Annotated in this window: 23 protein-coding genes; 9 read left to right on the top strand and 14 right to left on the bottom strand. The window is 64.0% G+C overall.

Annotated elements, in window-relative coordinates:
* Positions 1–127: 127 nt before the first annotated feature.
* A complete protein-coding gene (locus FG13_RS01270; RefSeq protein ID WP_051958336.1) occupies positions 128–667 on the bottom strand; it encodes a GNAT family N-acetyltransferase in 540 nt (179 codons plus the stop codon).
* Positions 668–750: 83 nt separating this feature from the next.
* Here FG13_RS01270 and FG13_RS01275 point away from each other — a divergent pair, with 83 nt between their 5' ends.
* The gene (locus tag FG13_RS01275) at positions 751–1143 is read left to right on the top strand and encodes a VOC family protein (protein WP_035817684.1); all 393 of its coding nucleotides are present in this window, start codon (positions 751–753) and stop codon (positions 1141–1143) included.
* 1 nt (position 1144) lies between these two features.
* Here the strand turns inward: FG13_RS01275 and FG13_RS01280 are convergent, their stop codons facing one another.
* Entirely contained in the window at positions 1145–1729 is a 585-nt protein-coding gene (locus FG13_RS01280; RefSeq protein ID WP_035817686.1) for a DinB family protein, read from the bottom strand.
* A 160-nt stretch (positions 1730–1889) separates the two neighbouring features.
* Here FG13_RS01280 and FG13_RS01285 point away from each other — a divergent pair, with 160 nt between their 5' ends.
* Positions 1890–2894 carry an HDOD domain-containing protein gene (locus FG13_RS01285; protein WP_051958339.1) on the top strand — a complete coding sequence of 335 codons (1005 nt, stop codon included), beginning with the start codon at positions 1890–1892 and terminating at the stop codon, positions 2892–2894.
* Positions 2895–2917: 23 nt separating this feature from the next.
* Here the strand turns inward: FG13_RS01285 and FG13_RS01290 are convergent, their stop codons facing one another.
* From FG13_RS01290 to FG13_RS01325, 8 genes are all read right to left on the bottom strand, one after another.
* The gene (locus tag FG13_RS01290; protein ID WP_035817687.1) at positions 2918–3619 is read right to left on the bottom strand and encodes an ABC transporter ATP-binding protein; all 702 of its coding nucleotides are present in this window, start codon (positions 3617–3619) and stop codon (positions 2918–2920) included.
* Positions 3612–4325, bottom strand: coding sequence for an ABC transporter ATP-binding protein (locus FG13_RS01295; RefSeq protein ID WP_035817689.1), 714 nt, complete (start codon positions 4323–4325; stop codon positions 3612–3614). The genes FG13_RS01290 and FG13_RS01295 overlap by 8 nt, the downstream gene beginning before the upstream one ends.
* A complete protein-coding gene (locus FG13_RS01300) occupies positions 4318–5280 on the bottom strand; it encodes a branched-chain amino acid ABC transporter permease (protein WP_035817690.1) in 963 nt (320 codons plus the stop codon). Before FG13_RS01300 ends, FG13_RS01295 begins: the two co-directional genes overlap by 8 nt.
* Entirely contained in the window at positions 5277–6149 is an 873-nt protein-coding gene (locus FG13_RS01305) for a branched-chain amino acid ABC transporter permease (RefSeq protein WP_035817692.1), read from the bottom strand. Before FG13_RS01305 ends, FG13_RS01300 begins: the two co-directional genes overlap by 4 nt.
* A gap of 106 nt (positions 6150–6255) precedes the next feature.
* A complete protein-coding gene (locus FG13_RS01310; protein ID WP_035817695.1) occupies positions 6256–7422 on the bottom strand; it encodes an ABC transporter substrate-binding protein in 1167 nt (388 codons plus the stop codon).
* A 60-nt stretch (positions 7423–7482) separates the two neighbouring features.
* Entirely contained in the window at positions 7483–9021 is a 1539-nt protein-coding gene (locus FG13_RS01315) for a class I adenylate-forming enzyme family protein (RefSeq protein ID WP_035817698.1), read from the bottom strand.
* An 11-nt stretch (positions 9022–9032) separates the two neighbouring features.
* Positions 9033–10187, bottom strand: coding sequence for an acyl-CoA dehydrogenase family protein (locus tag FG13_RS01320; RefSeq protein ID WP_035817700.1), 1155 nt, complete (start codon positions 10185–10187; stop codon positions 9033–9035).
* 39 nt (positions 10188–10226) lie between these two features.
* Positions 10227–11051: an IclR family transcriptional regulator gene (locus FG13_RS01325; RefSeq protein ID WP_035817702.1), complete on the bottom strand. Its 825-nt coding sequence runs from the start codon at positions 11049–11051 to the stop codon at positions 10227–10229.
* 297 nt (positions 11052–11348) lie between these two features.
* Here FG13_RS01325 and FG13_RS01330 point away from each other — a divergent pair, with 297 nt between their 5' ends.
* Positions 11349–13337, top strand: coding sequence for a TonB-dependent receptor plug domain-containing protein (locus tag FG13_RS01330; protein WP_035817703.1), 1989 nt, complete (start codon positions 11349–11351; stop codon positions 13335–13337).
* Positions 13338–13367: 30 nt separating this feature from the next.
* Entirely contained in the window at positions 13368–13904 is a 537-nt protein-coding gene (locus FG13_RS01335; protein ID WP_161784135.1) for a molybdopterin-dependent oxidoreductase, read from the top strand.
* A gap of 50 nt (positions 13905–13954) precedes the next feature.
* On the opposite strand, the gene FG13_RS01340 is transcribed toward FG13_RS01335, so the two are convergent.
* The 3 genes from FG13_RS01340 to FG13_RS01350 are packed head-to-tail and all read right to left on the bottom strand — an operon-like array spanning position 13955 to position 16810.
* Positions 13955–14884, bottom strand: a complete 930-nt coding sequence (locus FG13_RS01340; protein ID WP_035817706.1) for an alpha/beta hydrolase — start codon at positions 14882–14884, stop codon at positions 13955–13957.
* On the bottom strand, positions 14881–15735 hold the full coding sequence (locus tag FG13_RS01345) for an alpha/beta fold hydrolase (protein ID WP_035817708.1): 855 nt from the start codon (positions 15733–15735) through the stop codon (positions 14881–14883). Before FG13_RS01345 ends, FG13_RS01340 begins: the two co-directional genes overlap by 4 nt.
* 13 nt (positions 15736–15748) lie before the next feature.
* On the bottom strand, positions 15749–16810 hold the full coding sequence (locus FG13_RS01350) for a sugar phosphate isomerase/epimerase family protein (RefSeq protein WP_035817711.1): 1062 nt from the start codon (positions 16808–16810) through the stop codon (positions 15749–15751).
* Positions 16811–16950: 140 nt separating this feature from the next.
* On the opposite strand from FG13_RS01350, the gene FG13_RS01355 reads away from it, so the two are divergent.
* The gene (locus FG13_RS01355) at positions 16951–17550 is read left to right on the top strand and encodes a TetR/AcrR family transcriptional regulator (RefSeq protein ID WP_035817714.1); all 600 of its coding nucleotides are present in this window, start codon (positions 16951–16953) and stop codon (positions 17548–17550) included.
* 25 nt (positions 17551–17575) lie between these two features.
* On the opposite strand, the gene FG13_RS01360 is transcribed toward FG13_RS01355, so the two are convergent.
* Positions 17576–17947, bottom strand: a complete 372-nt coding sequence (locus FG13_RS01360; protein ID WP_035817718.1) for a flagellar basal body protein — start codon at positions 17945–17947, stop codon at positions 17576–17578.
* A 234-nt stretch (positions 17948–18181) separates the two neighbouring features.
* On the opposite strand from FG13_RS01360, the gene FG13_RS01365 reads away from it, so the two are divergent.
* The 4 genes from FG13_RS01365 to FG13_RS01380 all read left to right on the top strand — a co-directional run bounded on the left by FG13_RS01365 (position 18182) and on the right by FG13_RS01380 (position 22576).
* Positions 18182–19303 carry a dienelactone hydrolase family protein gene (locus tag FG13_RS01365; protein WP_035826805.1) on the top strand — a complete coding sequence of 374 codons (1122 nt, stop codon included), beginning with the start codon at positions 18182–18184 and terminating at the stop codon, positions 19301–19303.
* A gap of 111 nt (positions 19304–19414) precedes the next feature.
* The gene (locus FG13_RS01370; protein WP_081922363.1) at positions 19415–20896 is read left to right on the top strand and encodes an NYN domain-containing protein; all 1482 of its coding nucleotides are present in this window, start codon (positions 19415–19417) and stop codon (positions 20894–20896) included.
* Positions 20897–20996: 100 nt separating this feature from the next.
* Positions 20997–21614, top strand: coding sequence for a PAQR family membrane homeostasis protein TrhA (gene trhA / locus FG13_RS01375; RefSeq protein WP_035817723.1), 618 nt, complete (start codon positions 20997–20999; stop codon positions 21612–21614).
* An 80-nt stretch (positions 21615–21694) separates the two neighbouring features.
* Positions 21695–22576: a LysR family transcriptional regulator gene (locus tag FG13_RS01380; protein WP_035817724.1), complete on the top strand. Its 882-nt coding sequence runs from the start codon at positions 21695–21697 to the stop codon at positions 22574–22576.
* Position 22577: the final 1 nt, after the last annotated feature.

Raw genomic sequence — 22577 nt, forward strand, 5'->3', positions numbered from 1 at the left:
GACTTGGCAAGGTTGGGAAGATTCCCGAGCCTTGAAGTTATCAGTCCATCATGGTGCGGCTTTGCGTTTGCACAAAGTCGCCCCTGATAGTATCAAAGTCGCGTTGCTGCCGGAAAAATGCGGCATCTCAGGCCATGGCTTGCGTGTTGCGCCGCTCAAAATACAGCAAGTCCGACCAGGCATTCTGGAAAAACATGGCTTGTTCCGACTTGCCATACTGATGAAAGCCGTTGCGCTGCATGACGGCGACCGAGCCCAGGTTTTGCGGCCGCGCCGTCGCTTCCAGGCGCCACAGTTCCAGTGGGCCGAAAGCCTCTTCCAGCAGCAGGGCCACCACGCGGGTGGCGTAGCCGCGTCCGCCGAAGCGTTCGCCGATGCGGTAACCGAGCGTTGCTTTATTGAAATAGGGGCGGGTAACGGCCGTGAGGTTGACCCGGCCGATGATTTGTCCGTCCAGTTTTGCCAGGTACTGGTAGGCGAGGTCTTGCTGGCGCTCGCGCTGAGCCTGCTCGATGGCGGCGGCGATGGCTTCCTGGTGATAGTAGGATGGCGCGCGCGCCGTGACCCAGTTTTCAAAATACGCGCGGTTTTCGAGTTCAAAGGCCAGCAAGGCGGGAAGGTCGCTGCTGGCCGGCGGGTGTAGCTGAAGGCGGTCGAGGTCTGGCATGGGAGCGTGTCAAAAAGCGATGCGCCATTATAATCAGCTGGCGCATTTCGCCGCACACCTGCCTGAATTCATCAAGGAGCAGCATGCTGTCCCATATTTGCCTCGGCACCAACGACTTTCCACGCGCCTACGTCTTCTACACGACCCTGCTGGGAGAACTCGGCTTGATCGAGAAATTCCACGACCCGGCCAAACCCTGGGCCGGCTGGATGGCGAACGAGGCGCCGCGCCCCCTGTTGGTGCTGACGGTGCCGCATGACGGCTTGCCGGCCGCGCCCGGCAATGGACAGATGACGGCCTTGCTGGCGGCCAGCCGCGCCCAGGTGAACCGCTGCTACCAGGCCGTGCTGGCGCTGGGCGCCGCGTGCGAAGGGCCGCCAGGACTGCGTCCCGATTACCACGCCCATTACTATGGCGCCTACTTCCGCGACCTCGATGGCAACAAGCTGTGCGTCTGCTGCCACGCCGGGGAATGACTCAGCGCTGGCCCCAGACGGCGTCTTCCGTCCAGCCCAGTTCCGCAAAATCCTGCGCCCGCTCGTCCGCCTCGCCGGCGCAATAGAATTCGTCGAGCTGCGGCGGCGCGATGCGCGTGCCGGCCAGCATGGCGTGTACTTGCCCCCGGTGGTGGATCTGGTGCTGGAACAGATGCGCCAGCATGCGCAGTCGCGTGTCGACTTGCGGCGTGTCGCGCAATATCGTCACGGGCCGCGCCAGGTCCGCATCGCACAGGCTGCGGCAATGGGCGATCAGGCGCAGGTCCGACGCGCGCTGCGCCGCGTGAAGGGCCGCGCAGTCGGTAAATGGCTCGTCCTTTTCAAAGAAGACATAGCAGTCGGCATGTGGCGCTTCGCCGCGCAGCTCGCGTTCGAGCGCATCGAGGTAAAACCAGTCGCATGTGAGGATGTGGTTCAGGGTGGACTGGATGGTGGGGAAAAAGCTGACGCGCGTGGCCTGGAACTCGGCCTGGCTCAGCTGTCCGCAAGCCTTCAGCAGGCGGTGGTTGGCCCAGGCGTTGTTGCAGGCCTGAGCGGTGACGTACTGGGCAAGCATATTGCTCATGATTTACCTTGCAAAGCAGGGAAGCTGCGAGAGCGCCACTGTAGCACTTTGCGGCAGATGAACAACGCCGGTCACGCCCGCCGCACCGGCACGGCTGTCATCAAGTAAAATCGCGGGGCGGATGTCGCGATAGTGATGCAGATAGGACTAGAAGAATAAAATGGGTTGGATAGGAAAATTACTGAACGGCGGCGACGAAAAAAACAAACTTGCGCCCCTCACGGCAGCGGCGGCGCCCGAGATGGCACGGCAGCCGGCCAGCATCACCGAAATCGATGCCACCTACTACCGCTGGCTGGCGGCCGCCGGTTCGGCGCAGGCGACAAAGCAGGCGGAGCAGCAGATTCTGGACGAATTGACGCGCCTGGCCAGTGAGCCGATCGCCGGCGCCGCGCTGATACCGCGCATTCCGGCCATCATTCCGCAGTTGATGCGGACCTTGCAAAATGAAAACATGAGCGCGGCCGAATTGTCGCGCCAGCTGGCCCAGGACGTGCTGCTGGTGGCCGAAGTCTACCGCGAGGCGAACCGGCCCCGCTACCATTCGCGCTATAACGCCAGCCCGTCGATCAACAACATGGAAGGTGCCATCATGCTGCTCGGGCAAAACGGCATGCGCATGCTGCTGGCCCGCGTCGCCTTCCGTCCCATCGTCAGCATGCAAAGCGGCGGACTGACCATACGCACGGCGCCGCTGATCTGGCGCCAGTCCGAAAAATGCGCGCTGGCGGCCAATCTGGTCGCACCGGCCATGCAGGCCAACGCCTTCGACGCCTATCTGGCGGGATTGATGGCCAATGTGGGCCTGGTGGTGGCGTTCCGCCTGATCGACCAGATGCATGCGCCCGACGCCTTCCCGCAATCGGACGCCTTCATCGCCCAGGTGTTTGCGCAAGCGCGCATCCTGTCGGTCCGTATCGCCGAATTATGGGAGTTTCCCGAGTCCGTGACCCGCGCGATCGGGCATGCGGGCGTCGATGCCCACGACGATGCCGATCCGCAGGCCCGCGCGCTGGCGCTGGGCGAGCGCTTGAGCAAACTGCGCATGCTGGTCGATACGGGCCGCTTTCCTGCCGACGATCCCTTCGTGATGGCCGGAATGGGCAAGAGTGAGCTGCTGGTGTTCGACAAGCTGGCCGACGAGGACGAAGACGAGGAGGAGTAATAGCCGCAGGCAGCGGATATCACTCAGCGCGCAAAATACAGTTCGTGCAGGTGCTCGAGGTTGACCTCGGAAGCCGCCTGCGACAGCGCCACCTTGCCGCTTTGCATCAGGTAGACGTGGTCGGCCACGCCCACGGCCCGCGCCGTATTCTGCTCGACGAGGATGATGGTGCGCTTGCCGTCGTTCAGGCGCGCGAGGATCTCGAACAGTTCGTTGACCACCAGCGGCGCCAGTCCCAGCGAAGGCTCGTCGATGATGAGCAGCGACGGGTCCGACATCAAGCCCCGCGCCATGGCCAGCATCTGCGCTTCGCCGCCCGACAGTGACCCGGCCAGCTGCTTGCGCCGTTCGTGCAGGCGCGGGAACATGGCGTAGGCTTCGGCCAGGCGCGCCGGCATGTGGCTGCGGTGCTCCTTCGGAAACGCGCCCATGATCAGGTTTTCTTCCACGCTCATGTCGCGGAAGGTCATGCGCCCCTCGGGTATCATCGTCACCCTCGCGTCGCTCATCTTCCACGTCGGCGTGCCGTTGATGGACTGGCCATCGAGCGCGATGCTGCCCGCGCCCACGGGCAGCAAGCCCATGATGGCGCGCAGCAGGGTGGTCTTGCCGGCGCCGTTCGGGCCGATGATGGTGGTCAGCTTGCCCTTCTGGATGGACAGCGACACGTCCCACAGCACATTGATGGCGCCATAGCCGGCGCGCAGGTTTTCTATCTCAAGCATGGGCTGCCCCTGTATAACTTTCGATGACGGCCGGATCGCGGAAGACGGCGTCCGGCGTGCCATCGGCGATCAGCTGGCCAAAATTGAGCACGGCCACGCGCTGGCACAGATTGCTGATGGTTTCAATATCGTGCTCGATCATGACGATGCCCACGCCAAAGGCGCCGTGCAAGTCCTTCAGCATGCCCATGAAGCGGCGCTTGCCGTTCGTTTCCAGGCCCGCCAGCACTTCATCGAGCAGCAGCAGCTTCGGGTTCGTCGCCAGCGCCTTGGCCACTTCCAGCGCTTTCAATTCCGTCAGCGCCAGTTCGCTGGCCGCGTCGCGCCCGGCCTTGTCCGCCAGGCTCGTGAAATCGAGGATTTCATCGATCTTGCGCTGGTCTACCTTGCCGGTGCCGAAGCGCTGCGCCACGACGAGGTTTTCGCGCACCGTCAGTTCATGCATCGGTTGCGGAATCTGGAAGGTGCGCCCCAGTCCCAGGCGGGCGCGCTGGTACATGGGCGTGGCCATGATGTCGCGTCCCTCGAAGCGGATGCTGCCGCTGGTGGGGCGCACCAAGCCGGAAATGGCGTTGAACAGGGTGGTCTTGCCGGCGCCGTTCGCGCCCACGAGGCCGATCACGTCGTGGCTGCCCACTTTTAACGTGACGGAATCGACGGCCGTCAGGCCGCCGAAGCGCACGGACACATTATCGAGTTCAAGCATGTGCTTTCTCCTTCGCGTTGAACAGTTTGCGGAGCAGCGGCAGCAAGCCGTTCGGACTGAAGACGATCATCGCCACCAGCAGCACGCCCAGCACCAGCTGGTGGCCCGTGGGGATCAGCGACTTGAAGATCAGCTGGTCGACCAGGTAGACCACCACGGCGCCCAGCACGGGGCCGAGTATCGTGCGGTAGCCGCCGAAGATGGCCGCCACGATCGGCAACGTCACCCACAGGCTGTTGAAGGCGTAGTCCGGTTCCAGGAAGTTGATGTAGTGGGCGTTGAAGGCGCCGAACAGGCCCGCCATGAAGGCCGACACGAGCAGCATCGCGCCTTTCAGCAAGGTGCTGTTGACGCCGACGACGCGCGTGGCGTCTTCGCTGTCGTGCATGGCGCGCAGGGCGATGCCGTAATGGCTGGCACGGATGCGGCTATAGGCAAATGCGCATGCCACCACCAGGGTCAGCACGACCAGGTAGGCGCCCGTCTTGCTGGCCAGATCGAAGCCCAAGACGGTGGGCAAGGTGGGAATATTGTTGATGCCGCCGGCGCCGCCCGTCACCGAGCTCCATTCCGTGGCCAGGATGCGGAAGATGTGCGCGTAGGCGAGGATGGCCAGCGCAAAATACGGCCCGCGCAGGCGCAGCACGGGCAGCATGATGACGGCGGCGATGGCCGCGCCCGCGCCGCCCAGCAGCATGGCGGCAAACACGGGCAGGCCCAGTTTTACGGTGGCCAGCGCGGAGACATACGCGCCCACGCCGAAGAAGGCCGCGTGGCCGAAGCTGACCATGCCGCCCAGGTTCCCCAGCAGGGCCCAGGACATGGCCACGCCGCCGATGATCAGGGCCGCCACCACCATGCTCATCACATACTGGTTGGCGCCCAGGGCCAGCGGCACGGCGATGTAGGCGGCCAGCAGCAGGCCCGCCGTGGAGATCAGTGTCGAGCGCTTCATCCGCGCCTCCGTTGTGCGCCGAACAAGCCGTTCGGCATGATGAACAGCACCAGCAGGAACAGCACCATGCCCGACAATTCCTGCAGCGCGGAGCTGGCCAGGGTAACGGTCAGGGCTTCGGCAACGCCCAGCAGCACGGCGGCCAGCAGCACGCCGGGAATCGAGCCGATGCCGGCCAATACCGTGATGATGAAGGCTTTCACCGTCAGCGCGCCGCCGTAGGCGGGCTGGATCACCCCATAGCTGAACAGGGCCACGCCGGCAAACGCAGCCAGGATGCCGGCGACTAAAAACGACACCAGTTCCGTGCGGCCCGGGTCAATGCCCATCAGCTTGGCCGCGTCGCGGTTGCTGGACACGGCCCGCACGGCGCGGCCATACCAGCTGGTCGACAACCAGCGCCACAGGGCCGCCATCAGCACCAGGCTGACGCCAAAGAAAATCACTTCGCTGCGCATGCTGAAAAACGGACCGATTTCAAACCCTTCCTGCAGCCAGCTTGACGACGTCGAGCGGATGTCGGCCTTCCAGACCAGCAGGATGAAATTGGTGAGGATGACGCCGATGCCGTAGGTGAGGATCAGCGAATTGATTTCGCGGTCCTTCTTGATGCGGCTGACGATCAGGTACACGCCGACGGACGTGAGGCTGACGATCACCAGCGCGATGGGAATGGCGAACATGGGCCCCAGGCCCAGGCCGGACTCCACGCTGTAGGCGATGTAGGCGGCCAGCAGCACCAGTTCGCCGTGGGCCAGGTTGATCACTTTCATGGTGCCGAAGACCAGCGCCAGTCCCAGTGCGATCAGGGCGTAGGAGCCCCCCTGCAGCAAGCCCGAATACAGGGCTTGCAAGATTAATTCTGTCATGTCGTCATCCCGTCAGGCCTCCCTGGCGCAACGCGAAGCTGCGCCAGGACTGCCGTTCATCGGTGCGCGCCCGGCAGGCGCGCGCGTGTGCAGCGGGAGGCTGCTGTTACCAGGGCAGGGCGGGATAGGCCAGCTTGCCCGTCGCGTGTTCCTTCGGCCAGACGATCACCACTTTCTTGTCCTGGTGCTGCGCCATGCGGTGCACAAAGTTCTGATTGTCGCCATTGGCGGCAAACTGCACGCGGCCGATCAGGGTTTCGCGGTCCGTCTTGCGCATTTCCTCGGCCACGCCGCCTTTCTTGAGCGTGCCCTTGTCGGCCGCGCGCGCGATCGCTTCGAACAGCAGCATCGATTGCACATAGCCGAACTGGCCCAGGTAGTCCGGTTCCTTCTTGTACAGCTGCTTGTAGGCGTCGCTGAAAGCCTTGCCGTCGGCCGTCTTGAATTCCGTGGGGAAGGGCAGCAGGGCGGTGCCGAACACGTTCGGCATCAGGTCGGGGAAATCGGCCGCCATTTTCGGCGTGGCCAGCGACCACACGCCCACCATGGCCTTGATTTTTGGTTTCAGGACGCGGGCGGCGCGGATGATGCCCACGTAGTCGTTTTCGTAGCCGACCATGGCGACGACTTCCGATTTATCCTGCAGCTTGATCTTGTTGATGATGGGCTTGAAGTCGGTAATGGCCGGGTCGAACGAGTGCGTCGTCACTTTCACGCCCTTGGCGGCCAGGGCCTTTTCCACATCCTTGGCCAGGCCCGTGGTCGCGTCCTTGGTCGAATACACGATGGAGACGGATTTCGCGCCCACGTCCTGCAGCAATCCCAGCATGGCTTTTTCGTAGCCGGCCGTGTTATTGATGCGGAAAAAATTCTTGCGCCCGCTGGTCACCAGGCTGTCGTCCACACCGCCCGAGGTGATGTAGACGAGGCCCAGTTTATTCGCCGTGTCCGAGGCGGGCGAGATATTGTTCGAGCCATAGCCGCCCGTGATGGCCACCACGCCCTGGCTGGCCAGCTTTTCCACGGCGGCGATGGCCTTGGCGGGCGCCGATTCGTCGTCGACGGTGATGATCTTGATCGTGTGCTTGCCGTTGGTCTTGTTGAAGACTTCGGCCGCGACCATGATCCCTTCCTGCATGCCGGCGCCGACGCGCGCCAGGTTGCCCGTCAGCGGGATTTCCGCGCCGACCAGGAATTCGTCGGCGCTGGCCTGCGTCATCCAGGCGCTGGCAACCAGCGCTGCCATGGCGATGCGTGTGTAGGTGCGTTTCATCGTGTCTCCTCCGGTGATGTGGCTTGGTTTTATTGTCGGGTCTGGTACTACATGGTCAACTTATCGTGCATTCTGCGCCATTTGCCGCAGCTGCCCCTTTAAAATCTTGCCCGTGGCGGCGGCCGGCAGCGCATCCATGACGATGATGGCGGACGGGCATTTATATGGCGACAGCGTCTGCGCCAGCCACGCCTGCAATTGTGCCACGCTGGCGGGCTGGCGCGGATCCAGCTCCACATAGGCGATGACATCCTCGTTGCCATCGTCCACAGTGCGTCCCACCACGGCCGACTGCACCACGGACGGGTGGGCGTTCAGGGCCGTTTCCACTTCCAGCGGATACACATTGAAGCCGGAGCGGATGATCAGTTCCTTGGTGCGGCCCACGATGAAGAGGGCCCCGTCCGGATCCTGGCGCGCCATGTCGCCCGTGTTCAGCCAGCCGCCGTCGCGCATGGTGGCCGCCGTCATGGCCGGCTCGCGGTAATAGCCGGCCATGATGTTCGGCCCGCGTATCCACAATTCTCCCGGTTCGCCCGGCGCCACGTCCAGGCCGGCGAGGTCCACCACGCGCACTTCCACGCCGGGAATCGGCATGCCGACGGAATCGTCGCGGCGCGGCGTTTCCAGGCGCGTCTGGCTGATGGTGGGCGCGCTTTCCGTCATGCCGTAGCCATTGTGCAGCGCGGTGCCCAGCAGCTTTTCCACCTCGTGCTTGAGCGACGGCGCCAGCGGCGAGCCGCCCGCATACGCAAAGCGCAGCCGCGTGGGCAAAGGAGTTTCCGCGCCGCCCAGGGTTTGCAGCAGCTTGGCGTACATGGCGGGCACGCCCTGCACGATGGTCAACTCATCGTCTTTCAATGCGGCCAGCAGGCCGTCGACGGAAAAGCGCGGCACCAGATATAAAGCGGCGCCCGCGTACAAGGTGCCCAGGGCCACCGAGGCGAGGCCGTACACGTGCGAAATCGGCAGCACGCCGTAGGCGCGGTCGGTGCTGGTCAGGCCACGCAGGGTGCTGGAGACGGCGGCGATGAACAGCAGGTTGCGGTGCGTGAGCATCACGCCTTTCGACTGCCCCGTCGTGCCCGTCGTGTAGATCAGCGCGGCCACCTGTTCGTTGCCGGGCACGCAGGCTTCCGGAATGGACGCTTCGTTCAACTTTCCCGCCAGCAGCTCGCCCATGCCATCGACGGTGACAGGGCTGGCGCCGCGCCGCGTCGCGTGCGCGGCCGCTTCCGGCGAGGCGCCGGCCAGGAACAGCACGCGCCGCGCGGAACTGTGCGCGGCAATGGTGTCGATCTCGCGCGCTGAAAGCCGCGCATTGACGTTGACGATCCACGCATCGATGCTGGCGGCCGCGAAAATCAGCGCCACCTGCAGCGCGCCATTTTCGCCCACCACCATCAGGCGGTCGCCGGCACGCACGTCCAGCTGGCGCAGCAGCTGTGCTGCGTTTTCCACACCGTGCTGCAGCTGCGCGTAAGTCCAGCTGCGGCCCCCTTCATGCAGCGCCGGCGCGTCCGGTGCGCGCGCGGCCCAGTAGGCGGGGATGGCCGACAGGCGCGCCGGCAAGCCGGCCAGCAGGGCAGGGATGTCCATCGCGGCCTCCTTCACTTTTGCGCTGCCTTGATCATGTTGCGGGCGATGACGATCTGCTGGATCTGCGTCGTGCCTTCGTAGATGCGGAACAGGCGCACGTCGCGGTAGAAGCGCTCGGCCGCGTATTCGCTGATGTAGCCGGCGCCGCCGTGGATCTGTACCGAGCGGTCGGCCACCCGGCCGCACATTTCGGAGGCGAACAGCTTGCAGCACGACGCTTCCGTCGAAATGTCTTCCTTGTTGTCGCGCCGGCGCGCCGCGTCGAGGACCATGCTGCGCGCCGCATAAATCTCCGCCTTGCTGTCGGCCAGCATGGCCTGGATCAGCTGGAATTCGGCGATGGGCTGGCCGAACTGCTGGCGCTCCATGGCGTAGGCCAGCGCGTCGGCCAGCATGCGTTCGGCCGCGCCCACGCAGACGGCGGCGATGTGCAGGCGGCCCTTGTCGAGCACTTTCATGGCCGTTTTAAAACCCACGCCTTCCTTGCCGCCGATGACGTTTGCGGCCGGGACGCGGCAGTTTTCAAAGATCACGTCGCAGGTATGCGCGCCTTGCTGGCCCATCTTCTTGTCGATTTTCCCCAGCGAGAGGCCCGGCGTATCCTTTTCCACGATGAAGGCGGAAATGGCCGAGGCGCCCCGCTTGACGGGATCCGTGCGGGCCATGACGGTAAAAATGCTGGCCTCTGGCGCGTTGGTGATATAGCGCTTGCTGCCGTTGAGGATATAAAAATCGCCATCGCGCACGGCCGTCGTGCGCAGCGAGGCCGCATCGGAACCGGATCCCGCTTCCGTCAGGGCGAAGGAGCCGATGATGTCGCCGGCCGCCAGCTTGGGCAGGTAGTATTGTTTTTGCGCTTCCGTGCCGTCGATGACGATGCCTTGCGAGCCGATGCCGTTGTTGGTGCCGATCAGCGAACGGAAGGCGGGCGAGGTGCGGGCAATTTCAAAGGCGACCCGCACTTCCTCTTCCATGCTCAGTTCCAGGCCGCCGTAGGCTTCGGGAATGGACAGGCCGAACAGGCCCAGTTCGCGCATCTGCGCCACGATGGCGGGCGGGATCGTATCCGTTTCCGCCACCAGCGCCTCGTTCGGCACCAGCACTTCGCGCACGAAACGGGCGATGCTGTCGAGCAGGATGTTCAGGGTTTCTTCGTCGCGTATCATCAGGGTCCTCGTAGGCGATGTTGAGAGGGGGCGCGCAGTCTAACCGCGGCCCAGGTTTTTTTCCACTGTCTTGACGAGGGCGACCAGGCGCGGCCCCAGGTCCGATTCGAGCTTTTCACGCGACAGCAAAAAGGCGGGGCCGCCGCAATTGAAGGCCATCACCTGTTCGCCATCCGCTCCCAGCATGGGCACGCCCACGGCATGCACGTCGTTCTGCCACTCGCCGGCCGAAATGCAAAAGCCCCGGTCCTGATAATCCTTGAAACCTTGTTCGATGCCGGCCTTGATGCGCGGCCAGCGTTCCGTCTCGTGCACCCTGGCGTGGTCCATCAGGTAGTCGCGCTCGGCCTGCGGCAGGATGCACAGCAGGGCTTTGCCCATGGCCGTCGTCATCAGGGGGATGCGCGAGCCGACGTCGAGGCGCAGGGTGACGTTGGCGCTGCTGCGGCACGTCTCCACGTAGACCATGCTGAGGCGGTCGCGCGTGCCCAGCGACACGGACGCTTGCGCATGTTCGGCCAGTTCTTCCATCAGGGGGCGCGCCATCTTGCGTACGTCGAGGTTCGACAGCATGCGGTAACCGAGGGCCAGCACGCCGGCGCCCAGCTGGTACTTGCCCAGACTGTCCGAATAGTTCAGGTAGCCGAGTTTGGTGAGCGTGTAGGTGAGGCGCGAAATCGTCGGTTTCGGGATGCCCGTGCGCTTGGCCATGTCCGCATTCGACAGATAGACTTCGCCGGGACGGAAGCAACGCAGCACTTCCAGCCCGCGCGCCAGCGCGTTGACGAACTGGCGGTCCTTGCCTTCCTCGTCATCGCCAAAGACGATCAGTTCCGGATCTGCCGCAGTCTGAATATTTGTCATATTTGCATTCATTTTCAAGCTCCCTGGAAACCAGTTTGCCTAGCCAAAGGGGACGTGTCAACCGTTTTGTGAAACATTCGTTCGCACAGCGAAATGGTGCAGTGCATGAAATTGTGCATGAATTTTTCTTCGAAAATTGACCTGCGCAGCGGTTTGTGGCCTCGTCGCTTGAGTATCGTTATATACGTCTGTATATTGCGCTGTTGGATGGCGGCCGCTGCACGAGTGACCGATTTTGTATTTTTTTGCATATCGCTATATAAAGCGATATATAACGAGAAAGAAAGATTAACGACGATGTTGAAACAGGTAATGGCGGGCGCCGTGATGCTGGCGCTGGCGCAGCAGGCCGCCGGCAAGGAAGACGCGGATGCGGCGGCGCCGTTCGTGCTGGGCACGGTAACGGTGGTCGGCCAGCGCGAGCAGGCAGTGCAGATGGAACAGCAGGTGGGATCGCAAGTGAGCCGCGCCGAGATGCGCCGCTTTAACCGCGACAACGTGGGCGACGCCTTGAATCTGCTGTCGGGCGTATCGCTGTCGACGAATGCGCGCAACGAAAAAACCGTCGCCATCCGCGGCTTCGATGCGCGCCAGGTGCCGCTGTACATCGACGGCATTCCCGTCTACGTGCCGTATGACGGCTATGTCGATTTCAACCGCTTCACGACGAGCGACCTGGCCGCCATCCAGGTGGCAAAAGGGTTTAGCTCCGTGGCATACGGCGCCAATACCCTGGGCGGCGCCATCAACCTGGTGTCGCGCAAGCCGACGGCGTTGACGGAAGGCGATGTGTCCGTGGGATTCGGCTCGGGCAGCGAACGCCAGGTCTCGGCCAACGTGGGCACGAACCAGGGTCTGTGGTATCTGCAGGCGGGCGTGTCGTATATCGACAGCGACGGCTTTCCCCTGTCGTCCGATTTCCGCCCGACGGCCACGGAAGACGGCGGCATGCGTAACAACTCATATCGCAAGGATCACAAGCTGTCGTTCAAGGTGGGCTACACGCCCACGGGCGGTGATGCGCAGTTTGGTGATGAGTATGCGCTCAGCTACTACAAGCAGCATGGCGAAAAGGGCCAGCCGCCATCGACGAATCCCGTCGGCGCGCGCTACTGGCAATGGCCGTACTGGAACAAGGAAAGCGTGTATTTCGTCTCGCAGACGCGCTTGGGCGAAGCCGAGCGTTTGAAACTGCGCCTGTACCACGACAGCTACGACAATGAAATCACGTCCTACACGAACGGCAGCTACAGCACCCTCAAGGCGAGTGGCCAGGGCAGCGTGAGCGGCGGGCGCAGCATCTATAACGACCGCACGAATGGCGGCGCGGTGGAACTCGAATCGTTCCGCCTGGCCGCGCACAGCCTGCGTGTGGTGGCCAGCTACAAGGCCGATGAACACCAGGAACGCGATGGCAAAGGCGTGCGCACCACCTGGTACAAGGATGCCTTGTGGACCCTGGGCGCGGAAGACAGCATCGCCCTCAATGCGGCGACGGAACTGTCGCTGGGCGTGTCGCGCAATGCACTGCGCCCCGACACCGTCTACAGCGCCGGCAATGCCTATACCTTGCCGGAGAATCAGTCGGCCACCGACTTGCAGGCGGGCGTGTTCCATCAATTGCATCCCGAGGCGAAGGTATATGCCACCGTGGCGCGCAAGTCGCGCCTGCCGACACTGAAGGATCGCTACTCGCAGCGCCTGGGCACGTATATCGAAAATCCGGCCTTGCGTGCGGAACAGGCGATCAACTATGAGCTGGGATATCAAGGAAACGCGCAGGGCGCCAGCCTGGAAGCGGCGCTGTTCTACAGCGACGTGAAGGACAAGATCCAGAGCGTGGCGAACGTGGCGGGCGTGCGTGCGCAGATGCGCAACGCGGGCAGGGCGTACATCAGCGGCGTGGAACTGGGCTTGCGCGGGCGCGCCGGCGCCTGGCTGGACTGGGGTGGCAACTACACCTACACGGACATGCAGAACGTCAGCGACCGCGCCATGCGCCTGACGGATGTGCCGCGCCACAAGCTGACGGCGCATGCCGTGCTGCACGCTTCGCGCCAGGTCGACGTGGTGGCCATTGCGGAATCGAACAGCGGGCGCTGGGTGTCGAACACCCTGGAGCTCGGTGGTTTTGCGACGCTGAACCTGAAGGCCGTGGTCCGGCCCTTGCCAGCCTTGACCCTGGAAGCGGGCGTGGCGAACCTGGCTGACCGCAATTACGCGCTGGCCGACGGTTTCCCCAGCGCGGGCCGCACGTGGCTGGCCAATGCGCAATACCAGTTCTGATTTTTTGATCGTTCCATGAAAGGACACAGCATGTTGAAGAAAATATTCGCCGGTTTTGCTTCGGCCTCGTTGCTGGCGGCGGCGCCCGCGTGGGCCGACCCGGCGCCGGCGCGCGACAATATGAGCCACGCGCTGACTGTCACGGGCAAGGTGGCAACGCCCTTGACCCTGAAGGTGGCCGACCTGCGCCAGCTGCCGCCGGCCAACGGCGGGGAAATCGCCGTCACGCGCCACAATGGCGACAAGGCCGAAACCATCACCAGTTACAAAGGCGTGCGCCTGCGCGACATTCTCGATAAGGCGGTGCTCGATGCACCGGGCCACAACGACGTCAAGAAGCTCGCCATCATCGCCACGGCCACCGATGGCTACGCGGTGGTGTTTTCCTGGGGTGAGCTGTATAACTCTCCGGCCGGCGAAGGCATCATCGTCTACTACGAAAAAAACGGCAAGGCGCTCGATGACAACGATGGCGAGATCGCGCTGATCTCGGCCAAGGATATCCGTACGGGGCCGCGCCATGTGAAGTGGCTGAACGGTATCGAGGTGCGCAAGCTGGTGGAATAAGGAAGTAACAAGGTCGGCCGCCGTGGAGCCATCCCCGGCGGCCGATTTTCTTACATTGCCAGTGCTTTTTTCATCGCCTGGCCCGCCACGTCGAACAATCCCCGCGCCGCTGGCGTCAGGCCCAGCATGTGCATAGCCGCATGGATCATGCCGTCAAGCTGCACGCACTCGGCCGCCACGCCATCGTCGCGCAGCCGCTGTGCATACGTAATCCCCTCGTCGTGCAGCGGGTCGTACTCGCATACCAGCACGGTCGCCGGCGGCAAGTCCTTCAGCGTACTTGCCCGAAGGGGCGCCGCGTAAGGCTGCATGCCATCGGCCGGTTCATTCAGGTACGCCGACCAGCAAAAACGCATGGCCTCGCGGGTCAGCGAAAAGCCTTCCGCATGGCGCTGGTAGGACGGCGTATCGAAGGCAAAATCAAGCGCCGGGTACAGCAGCAACTGGTGCGCCAGCGCGGGGCCGGCCTGGTCGCGCGCCATCAGGGCGGCGGCTGCCGCCAGGTTGCCACCCGCGCTGTCGCCACCCACCGCCAGCCGCCGCGCATCGATGCCCAGCGCCGCCGCATGCTCGGCGACCCAGCACAGCGCCGTGTAAAAATCGGCTAGCGGCACGGGGAACTTGTGCTCGGGCGCCAGCCGGTAATCGACGGAAAAGATCACGCAGCCGGTGGCGTTGGCCAGCGCGCGGCACGGGTTGTCGTACAGGTCCAGCGAGCACAGACACCAGCCGCCGCCATGCGCGAAGACGATGGCCGGCAAGCGCTGGTCCGTGTCCGCGCCGGCCGGCACGTAGGCGCGCACGGCCAGCGCATGCTCGCCGGGCAGCACGTAGTCCTTGATGGCCGCGACGTCTTCCAATGGCCCATGCAACTGGCGCAAGCCCGTTTCCGTGGATGCGCGCAAGTGTGCCAGCGAGGCGGGCGGCGGTGCATCTTTTGTCTGTTCCAGCCAGGCGGCGATCAGCGGATCGAGACTCACACTGGTTCTCCCGCCAGGAAGGGCAGCAGGTGGGCGATGAACGCCTCCGGCTGTTCTTCCATGATGAAGTGGCCGCATTCGGCGACGATGGCGCCTTGCAAATTGTCCGCCTTGCCCTGCATGGTCAGCAGGGGCGCGTCGTTGGTCGCGTGGTCGGCGCCGATGGCCAGCACCGGCATGGCCAGGCTCTTGTTCGCCCGCTCCAGGTTTTGCCGGATGGTTTCGGGGATGGCCCGATAGTAGGCGAAACCGGCGCGCAGGGCGCCCGGCGTGGCGTAGGCGTCCGCATACACGTCGACGGCCACCTTGTCGCGGCGGTACGACCAGCGGTCGAAGATGAAGCGGATGTACTCGCGCTCCTTGCCTGCCGTGAGCATTTCCGGCAAGTCCAGCACCTGGTTGAACATGAAGTGCCACAGGAAGATGTTGTCGGACGGCGCGACAAAAATCGGCGGCGCGGGCGCCAGGCCGGGAATGACGGCTTCCGTCAGCGCCAGTTTCGTCACGGCTTGCGGGAAATCGCTGGCCAGCGCGTAGCCGACCCACATGCCGATGTCGTGGCCGACCACGTCGTACTGCGCGTGGCCCAGGGCCAGCATGGCGCGGTGCAGGGTAGTTGCCACGGCGCCCGTGTCGTAGCCGCCGGCCGGACGGTCCGAATGGCCGCTGCCCGGCGGGTCGATGGCGATGGCCTGATAGCCGTTGGCGGCCAGCGCCGCCATCACGTGGCGCCATGCATACCAGGTTTGCGGCCAGCCGGGGATCAGCAGCACGGGTTTGCCTTCGCCAGCGATGACGCAATGCAGGCGCTGGCCGTCGATGCGGACGTAGTCGTGAATGAAGTCGTTCATATGGTTTCCTTGATTAGTTGTGCTGGATGCCCAGCAGGGTATGGATCTGCTCTGCGCTGACGGGGGCGCCGGCGAAGTCGTCGAAGATCTTGTCCGTGACGGGAATGATGTGGGCATTGATGAAGGCCACGCCTTCGCGCGCGCCCACTTCCTGGTCCTTCAGGCAGCACTCCCACTCCAGGGTGGCCCAGCCCGCGTAGTCGTTCTGCGCCATCTTCGAGAAGATGGCCTTGAAGTCGACCTGGCCATCGCCGAGTGAACGGAAACGCCCGGCGCGGTTTTCCCACGACTGGTAGCCGCCGTAGATGCCTTGCCGCCCCGTCGGATTGAACTCCGCATCCTTCACATGGAACATGCGGATATGGTCCTTGTAGATGTCGATGAATTCCAGGTAGTTCAGCTGCTGCAGCACGAAGTGGCTGGGGTCGAACAGCATCTTGCAGCGCGGATGGCGGCCCACGCGCTCGTAAAACATTTCGAAGCTGATGCCGTCATGCAGGTCTTCGCTGGGGTGGATTTCGTAGCACAGGTTGATGCCCTGTTCCTCGCACACGTCGAGGATGGGCAGCCAGCGGCGCGCCAGTTCGTCGAAGGCCGTCTCGATCAGGCCGGGCGGACGCTGCGGGAACGGGAATAAATATGGCCAGGCGAACGAGCCAGAAAACGTGCCCATGTCGGTCAGGCCCAGGCGCTTCGAGGCCATGGCCGCCAGCTTGACCTGCTCGATGGCCCACGCCGTGCGCGCGGCCGGCTGGCCGTGCAGGTGTTCCGGCGCGAAGCTGTCGCACAGCGCGTCGTAGGCCGGATGCACGGCCACCAGCTGGCCGAAGATGTGCGTCGTCAGTTCGCTGATGACGAGGCCATGGCCGGCTAGCATGGCGACCAGATCGTCGCAGTATTGCTGGCTGTGCGCGGCCTGCGCCACGTCGAACAGGCGCGCATCCCAGGCGGGAATCTGCAGGGCCTTGAAGCCCATGCCGGCCGCCCACTCGGCGATGGCGGGCAGGGTGTTGAAGGGCGCCGTGTCGGCGGCGAATTGTGCCAGATGCAGGCTCGGTCCTTGAATGGTTTTCATATCGGCTCCTATTGTTTGTCGATCGACAAAGAATAGGCGAAATTTTTTGCGCGGTCAAGGCGGTCATGCAAAATAAATCGCGAATGCGCTGCGGGTGCCAGGCGTTATACTGGCCGCCAGTTCGCAAGCAGAGGATGAAAATGGCAGGAAGACCGAGGGAATTTGACCGCGCGCTGGCGCTGGAAAAAGCGCGCGATGCGTTCTGGACGCGCGGCTACGAGGGCGTGTCGATGGCCGACCTGGTGGCGGCGCTGGGCATCGCCTCGGCGCGCATCTATGCGGCGTTCGGCTCGAAGGAGCAGCTGTTCCGCGAAGCCGTGGAACTGTATGAAACGGGAGAAGGCGCGTTTGCCGTGCACGCGCTGGCCGCCAGCCTGAATGTGCGCGACGCGGTGGCGCGCATGCTGGAAGAAGCCGTGCTGCTGTACACGCGCAGCGGCCAGCCGCAAGGCTGCATGGTGGTCACGGCCGCCACGAACACGAGCGCGGACAACGCGGGCATCGCCGACTGGCTGGCGCAGCACCGCCGCGCGCGCACGCAAGCCGTCATCGAGCGTTTGCGCGCGGCGCAGCTGGCAGAAGAATTGAAAGGGGAGGCGGACGTGCAGGCGCTGGGCGACTATTATGCGGCCTTGCTGCATGGCCTGTCGGTGCAGGCGCGCGACGGCATTCCGGCCGAACGGCTGCTGGCGCTGATTCAACCGGCGCTGGCGCCGTTGGCGCTGGAAATGAAAAATTAAACTATCTTGTCGATAGTCGCCGTGTTTAAGTCTTGACGTCGATCAGGCTGCCCAGGGCCTGGTCGGCCGCCTTGACGACATTCGCCGACAAATTAAAGCCGGCCTTGTAGACGAGGTTATCCGTCAGCTCGGACGCGAGTCCCACGCCGTTCGGCCGGCTTTCGGCCGCCTTGGCCGCATTCGCGTTGGCGCCGCTGACGCTTTCGCTGGCCGCCAGCTTGCGCCCTTCGACGGAGAGGGTGACGCCCGTGCCGGCCGGGCTGGACTCCTGGAACTGGGCTTGCTGCGGCTGGAAACCCGGCGTATTCGCATTGGCGATATTGTTGGCGGCCACATCCAGCGCGCGCTGGTTGGCGGTCAGCCCCGAGGTGCCGGTGGTGAGGGCGGATATGGACATGGCAACTCCTTCAGTAGGCTTCCAGTTTACTCCCGCCATCGGAAAAAGTGGTTGGTGCAAGGCAACAATTCTTCCCACAGGTGGTTGCCGCAAAAAATATGTGCGTCACGTAATTTTTTTATATTGTTCTGTGGCATTTCACTGTCTAGACTGGCAGGGAAGTCATCCACGGAGTCCGCCATTTTTCACCTGCTTCGCCCTCTTTTCCCGGGTTTGCTGCTCAGTTTTTTTTGCTTGCCCCTGAAAGCCCAGCTTGTCCCCACGCCATTGCCGCTCGATGCACGCCTGAACGAGCAAGTCATCATGCTGCCGGCCGGCGACGGCTTGCGCGAGACGCTGGAAACGACGGTGTTCCGTCCCGCCGGCCCCGGCCCGTTTCCCCTGCTGCTGATGAATCACGGCAAGCAAGCCGGGCCGGCAAGGCTGCAGCAGCGCGAGCGCTTTATCTATATGGCCACCGAGTTCGTGCGCCGCGGCTATGCCGTGATGCTGCCCATGCGCGCCGGCTTTGCCCGTTCCACGGGCGCCTACCGCGATGTCGGCTGCGACATGCTGGGCAACGCCCAGGGCCAGGCGCGCGACATGCTCGCCGCGCTCGCGTACGCGCGCCGCCAGAGCTGGGTCGACCCGCAGCGCATCGTCGTCGCGGGCCAGTCGTATGGCGGCATGGCGGCGCTGGCGCTGGCCACCCGGGTGGTGCCCGGCGTGCGCGGCGTGCTCAATTTTTCCGGCGGGCTGCGCGTCGACATGCCCGGCTGCGACTGGCAAGCGGCGCTGGCCAAGTCCTTTGCCACGATGGGCGCTTACAACCACATTCCCAGCCTGTGGCTGTATGGCGCCAACGACTCGTATTTCGGGCCGGCCCTGGCGCGGCGCCTGTTTCGCTCGTTTACGGGGTCCGGCGGGCAGGCGCAGCTGGTCGCCTATGGCCCGTTCAAGCGCGACGCCCACCTGACCCTGGGCAGCCGCGATGGCGTGGCCGTGTGGCTGCCCGCCACCGAGCGCTTCCTGCAGAAAATCGGCATGCCGGTGCGCCAGGTCTACCGCGTGGCCGATGCGCCATCGCCGCCGGCCACGCATTTCGCGCCGCAGGACGATATCGCCGCCGTGCCTTACCTGGAAGAGCAGGGCCGCGCCGCCTACCGCGACTTTCTGGAGAAAACCGCGCCGCGCGCCTTTGCCCTGTCGGCCAGCGGCGCCTGGGGCTGGGCCGAGGAGGGCGAAAGCCCCGACGTGCGCGCGCTGGCCTCGTGCCAGCGGCGCAGCAGCGTGCCGTGCCAGCTGTATTCGGTCGATGAAAGCGTCGTTTGGCCCGTCGCCGGCGCCAGCGCGAGCGCCGCCGGCGGTGCGCAATAGGCTGCCGCGCACGATAGTTGTCGCCGAAACGGGGGATGGGCGAATATACTAGGCGAAAAGGGAGGCGTTGCGCTTCCCGTCCGCCCTTATCATCAGCGAGAATTCACCCTTATGGCGTCATCCCCAGAAAACCTCAGCATGGCCGTGTTTTGCGACTTCGAGAACGTCGCGCTCGGCGTGCGAGATGCAAATTACGAAAAATTCGATATCAAGCCCATCCTCGAACGCTTGCTGCTCAAGGGCAGCATTGTTGTCAAGAAGGCATATTGCGACTGGGACCGTTATAAAAGTTTCAAGGGCACCATGCATGAGGCGAATTTCGAACTGATCGAAATTCCCCACGTGCGCCAGTCCGGCAAGAATTCGGCCGACATCCGCCTCGTGGTCGATGCGCTGGACTTGTGCTACACCAAGGCCCACGTCAACACCTTCGTCATCATCAGCGGCGATTCCGACTTTTCGCCGCTCGTGTCGAAACTGCGCGAAAACGCTAAGCAGGTGATCGGCGTGGGCGTCAAGCAGTCGACCTCCGACCTGCTGGTGGCCAATTGCGACGAATTCATTTTCTACGATGACCTGGTGCGCGAAAGCCGCCGCACGGCCGCCAAGCGCGATGCGCGCGAAACTCCGGCGGCCAAGCGTTCGCCGGACGAAGAAGTGCGCCGCAAGGAAAAATACGAGTCGCGCAAGACGGAGGCGATCGAGATGGCCGTTGCCACCTTCGATGCGCTGGTGTCCGAACGTGGCGACAGCGGCAAGATATGGGCCTCGATGCTGAAAGAAGCGATCAAGCGCCGCAAGCCCGACTTCAGCGAGTCGTACTATGGTTTCCGCACCTTCGGCAACCTGCTGGAAGAAGCGCAGACGCGCGGCTTGCTGGAATTTGGCCGCGATGAAAAATCGGGCGCCTACGTCTACCGCAGCAGCGGCCTGGTGCCTGTCGCCGCGCCCGTGAATGGCGAAGTCGCCAGCGTAGCCATCGTGGCTGGCGAGACCGGCATGGCGGCGGAAGAGGGCAATCAGCGCGATGGCGGCAGCCGCCGCGATTCGCGCCGCAATGGCCGTGGCGGCCGCAAGCAGAACGAGCAGCGCCGCGGCGAGTCCGCGCCACAGGCTTTCGTGCCGGTGGCCGACGCGGAAACAGACGTCGTCGAGCCGTACGCGCCGGCGCCGCAGCCGGAGGTACAGCACGAGGTAGCCGAAGCCGTCGCCGAGGTGGTGGCGGAAGAAGGCAACGCCAAGCGTGGCTCGCGCCGCAATGGCCGCGGCGGCCGCAAGAATGGCGATGGCGCCCGCGAAGCGCGCGCCGAAGTCGTCGAAGTCGAGGTCGCGCCGGTTGTCGAAGCCATGCCTGAACCTGTACCTGAGCCGGTAGTGGAAGCGAAGCCAAAGGCAAAGCCGCGCACGCCGGCCCGCAAGGCGGCAGCGGCGAAGAAGCCTGCCAAGAAGGCGGTTGAGGCGGTAGTGGAAGCTGCACCTGTGATTGAGCCTGCTCCGGTCGAAGTGGCTGTCGCGGCGGAAGACAAGCCAGCCAAGGCGCCGCGCAAGACGCCGGCACGCCGTCCTGCACGCAAGAAGGCGGAAGCGGCTTGATTGAAGCCCCGAAAGCAAGGGCTGGGGTCGGACGGGGACGCCGAGTCCCGGCGGGTCTGACCCCGGAATTTTGCTGCGTCTCGATACGCTCGGCTTAAGCATGTACCACGGCGAACGCTTCAACAGCATTTCCCATGTGGTGGGCGCCGCGCTGGCGGCCATCGGCGGCGTCATCCTGATCGTCGTGGCGGCCCGCACGGGCGACCCGTGGAAAATCGTCAGCTGCAGCGTGTATGCGGCCATGCTGCTCACGCTGTACCTGACATCCACTCTGTACCACAGCGTGCGCGGCAAGGCCAAGGTCGTGCTGCAGCGGCTCGACCACTGCGCCATCTACCTGCTCATCGCGGGAACCTACACGCCCTTCATGCTGGTGACCCTGCGCGGGCCGTGGGGCTGGTCGCTGTTCGGCGTCGTCTGGGGCCTGGCCCTGTTTGGCATCGTGCAGGAGTATGTGTACGCGAAAGGCGCGCGCATCCTGTCGCTGGTGATATACGTGGCCATGGGCTGGCTGATCGTCATCGGCATCAAGCCGCTCTTGGCGGCGCTCGAGTGGAACGGCTTCCTGTGGCTGGTGGCAGGCGGCCTGTGCTACACGGGCGGCATCGCTTTCTATGCCACCGACCACAAACTGCGCCATGGCCACGGCATCTGGCACCTGTTCGTGCTGGCCGGCAGTAGCTGCCATTTTATCGCCATTTTGTTCTACGTTGCCTGACGTTGGCTGCCGCCTTCACTGTTGCCGCTATTCCATTATAATGGCGCGATATGTGAAAGTAGCACAACAATAAGGCAACAATGGATATCAATTCGGACGACCTGAAAATCTTTGTCACCGTCATCGACAGCGGCACCCTGAGCGCGGCCGCCGTGCACCTGGGGCAAACCACGTCGGGCGTCAGCCGCGCCCTGTCACGCCTGGAAGACAAGCTGGCCACCTCGCTCCTGACGCGCACCACGCGTCGCATGGAGCTGACGGAAGAGGGGCAGCTGTTCCTCGACAAGGCGCGCGCCATTCTCGCGTCGATGGAAGACGTGGAGGAATCGATCCGCATCCGCCGCCAGAAACCGGCCGGGCGCCTGTCCGTCGACGCCGCCTCGCCCTTCATGCTCCATTGCGTGGTGCCGCACGTGGCGGAATTTCGCGCCATGTACCCGGACATCCGCCTGGAACTGACCAGCAACGACCAGATCGCCGACCTGCTCGAGCACCGCACCGATATCGCCATCCGCATCGGCGCCCTGGTCGATTCGACCCTGCATGCGCGCCCGCTCAGTGCCAGTCCGCTGCACGTGCTGGCAACGCCCGCCTACCTGGCGCGCCACGGCGAACCGGCCACGCCGGAAGCGCTGTCCGGCCATGCGCTGCTGGGCTTTGCGCAATATGAACTGGGGAATAACTGGCCGCTGCGCCACGAAGCGGGCAACAGCCTGCAGATCGTGCCCGCGCTGGCCGCCTCCAGCGGCGAAACCCTGCGCCAGCTGGCCCTGCACGACCAGGGCATCGTCTGCCTGTCCGACTTCATGACGAAGGACGACATCGCCGCCGGCCGGCTGGTGCAGGTGCTGCAGCCGTTCTATACGGGCTACCGGCAGCAGATCCACGCCGTGTATTACCGCAATACGCAGCTGGCGCAGCGCATCAGCTGCTTCCTCGAATTCCTGCAACAGAAGCTGTAAG

Source organism: Janthinobacterium sp. RA13 (assembly GCF_000745325.1).
GTDB lineage: Bacteria > Pseudomonadota > Gammaproteobacteria > Burkholderiales > Burkholderiaceae_D > Janthinobacterium > Janthinobacterium rivuli.

Excerpts from the sequence above, each read along its gene's own strand:
- FG13_RS01270 (WP_051958336.1), bottom strand. The coding sequence starts at position 667 with ATGCCAGACCTCGACCGCCTTCAGCTACACCCGCCGGCCAGCAGCGAC.
- FG13_RS01275 (WP_035817684.1), top strand. The coding sequence starts at position 751 with ATGCTGTCCCATATTTGCCTCGGCACCAACGACTTTCCACGCGCCTAC.
- FG13_RS01280 (WP_035817686.1), bottom strand. The coding sequence starts at position 1,729 with ATGAGCAATATGCTTGCCCAGTACGTCACCGCTCAGGCCTGCAACAAC.
- FG13_RS01285 (WP_051958339.1), top strand. The coding sequence starts at position 1,890 with ATGGGTTGGATAGGAAAATTACTGAACGGCGGCGACGAAAAAAACAAA.
- FG13_RS01290 (WP_035817687.1), bottom strand. The coding sequence starts at position 3,619 with ATGCTTGAGATAGAAAACCTGCGCGCCGGCTATGGCGCCATCAATGTG.
- FG13_RS01295 (WP_035817689.1), bottom strand. The coding sequence starts at position 4,325 with ATGCTTGAACTCGATAATGTGTCCGTGCGCTTCGGCGGCCTGACGGCC.
- FG13_RS01300 (WP_035817690.1), bottom strand. The coding sequence starts at position 5,280 with ATGAAGCGCTCGACACTGATCTCCACGGCGGGCCTGCTGCTGGCCGCC.
- FG13_RS01305 (WP_035817692.1), bottom strand. The coding sequence starts at position 6,149 with ATGACAGAATTAATCTTGCAAGCCCTGTATTCGGGCTTGCTGCAGGGG.
- FG13_RS01310 (WP_035817695.1), bottom strand. The coding sequence starts at position 7,422 with ATGAAACGCACCTACACACGCATCGCCATGGCAGCGCTGGTTGCCAGC.
- FG13_RS01315 (WP_035817698.1), bottom strand. The coding sequence starts at position 9,021 with ATGGACATCCCTGCCCTGCTGGCCGGCTTGCCGGCGCGCCTGTCGGCC.
- FG13_RS01320 (WP_035817700.1), bottom strand. The coding sequence starts at position 10,187 with ATGATACGCGACGAAGAAACCCTGAACATCCTGCTCGACAGCATCGCC.
- FG13_RS01325 (WP_035817702.1), bottom strand. The coding sequence starts at position 11,051 with ATGACAAATATTCAGACTGCGGCAGATCCGGAACTGATCGTCTTTGGC.
- FG13_RS01330 (WP_035817703.1), top strand. The coding sequence starts at position 11,349 with ATGTTGAAACAGGTAATGGCGGGCGCCGTGATGCTGGCGCTGGCGCAG.
- FG13_RS01335 (WP_161784135.1), top strand. The coding sequence starts at position 13,368 with ATGTTGAAGAAAATATTCGCCGGTTTTGCTTCGGCCTCGTTGCTGGCG.
- FG13_RS01345 (WP_035817708.1), bottom strand. The coding sequence starts at position 15,735 with ATGAACGACTTCATTCACGACTACGTCCGCATCGACGGCCAGCGCCTG.
- FG13_RS01350 (WP_035817711.1), bottom strand. The coding sequence starts at position 16,810 with ATGAAAACCATTCAAGGACCGAGCCTGCATCTGGCACAATTCGCCGCC.
- FG13_RS01355 (WP_035817714.1), top strand. The coding sequence starts at position 16,951 with ATGGCAGGAAGACCGAGGGAATTTGACCGCGCGCTGGCGCTGGAAAAA.
- FG13_RS01360 (WP_035817718.1), bottom strand. The coding sequence starts at position 17,947 with ATGTCCATATCCGCCCTCACCACCGGCACCTCGGGGCTGACCGCCAAC.
- FG13_RS01370 (WP_081922363.1), top strand. The coding sequence starts at position 19,415 with ATGGCGTCATCCCCAGAAAACCTCAGCATGGCCGTGTTTTGCGACTTC.
- trhA (WP_035817723.1), top strand. The coding sequence starts at position 20,997 with ATGTACCACGGCGAACGCTTCAACAGCATTTCCCATGTGGTGGGCGCC.
- FG13_RS01380 (WP_035817724.1), top strand. The coding sequence starts at position 21,695 with ATGGATATCAATTCGGACGACCTGAAAATCTTTGTCACCGTCATCGAC.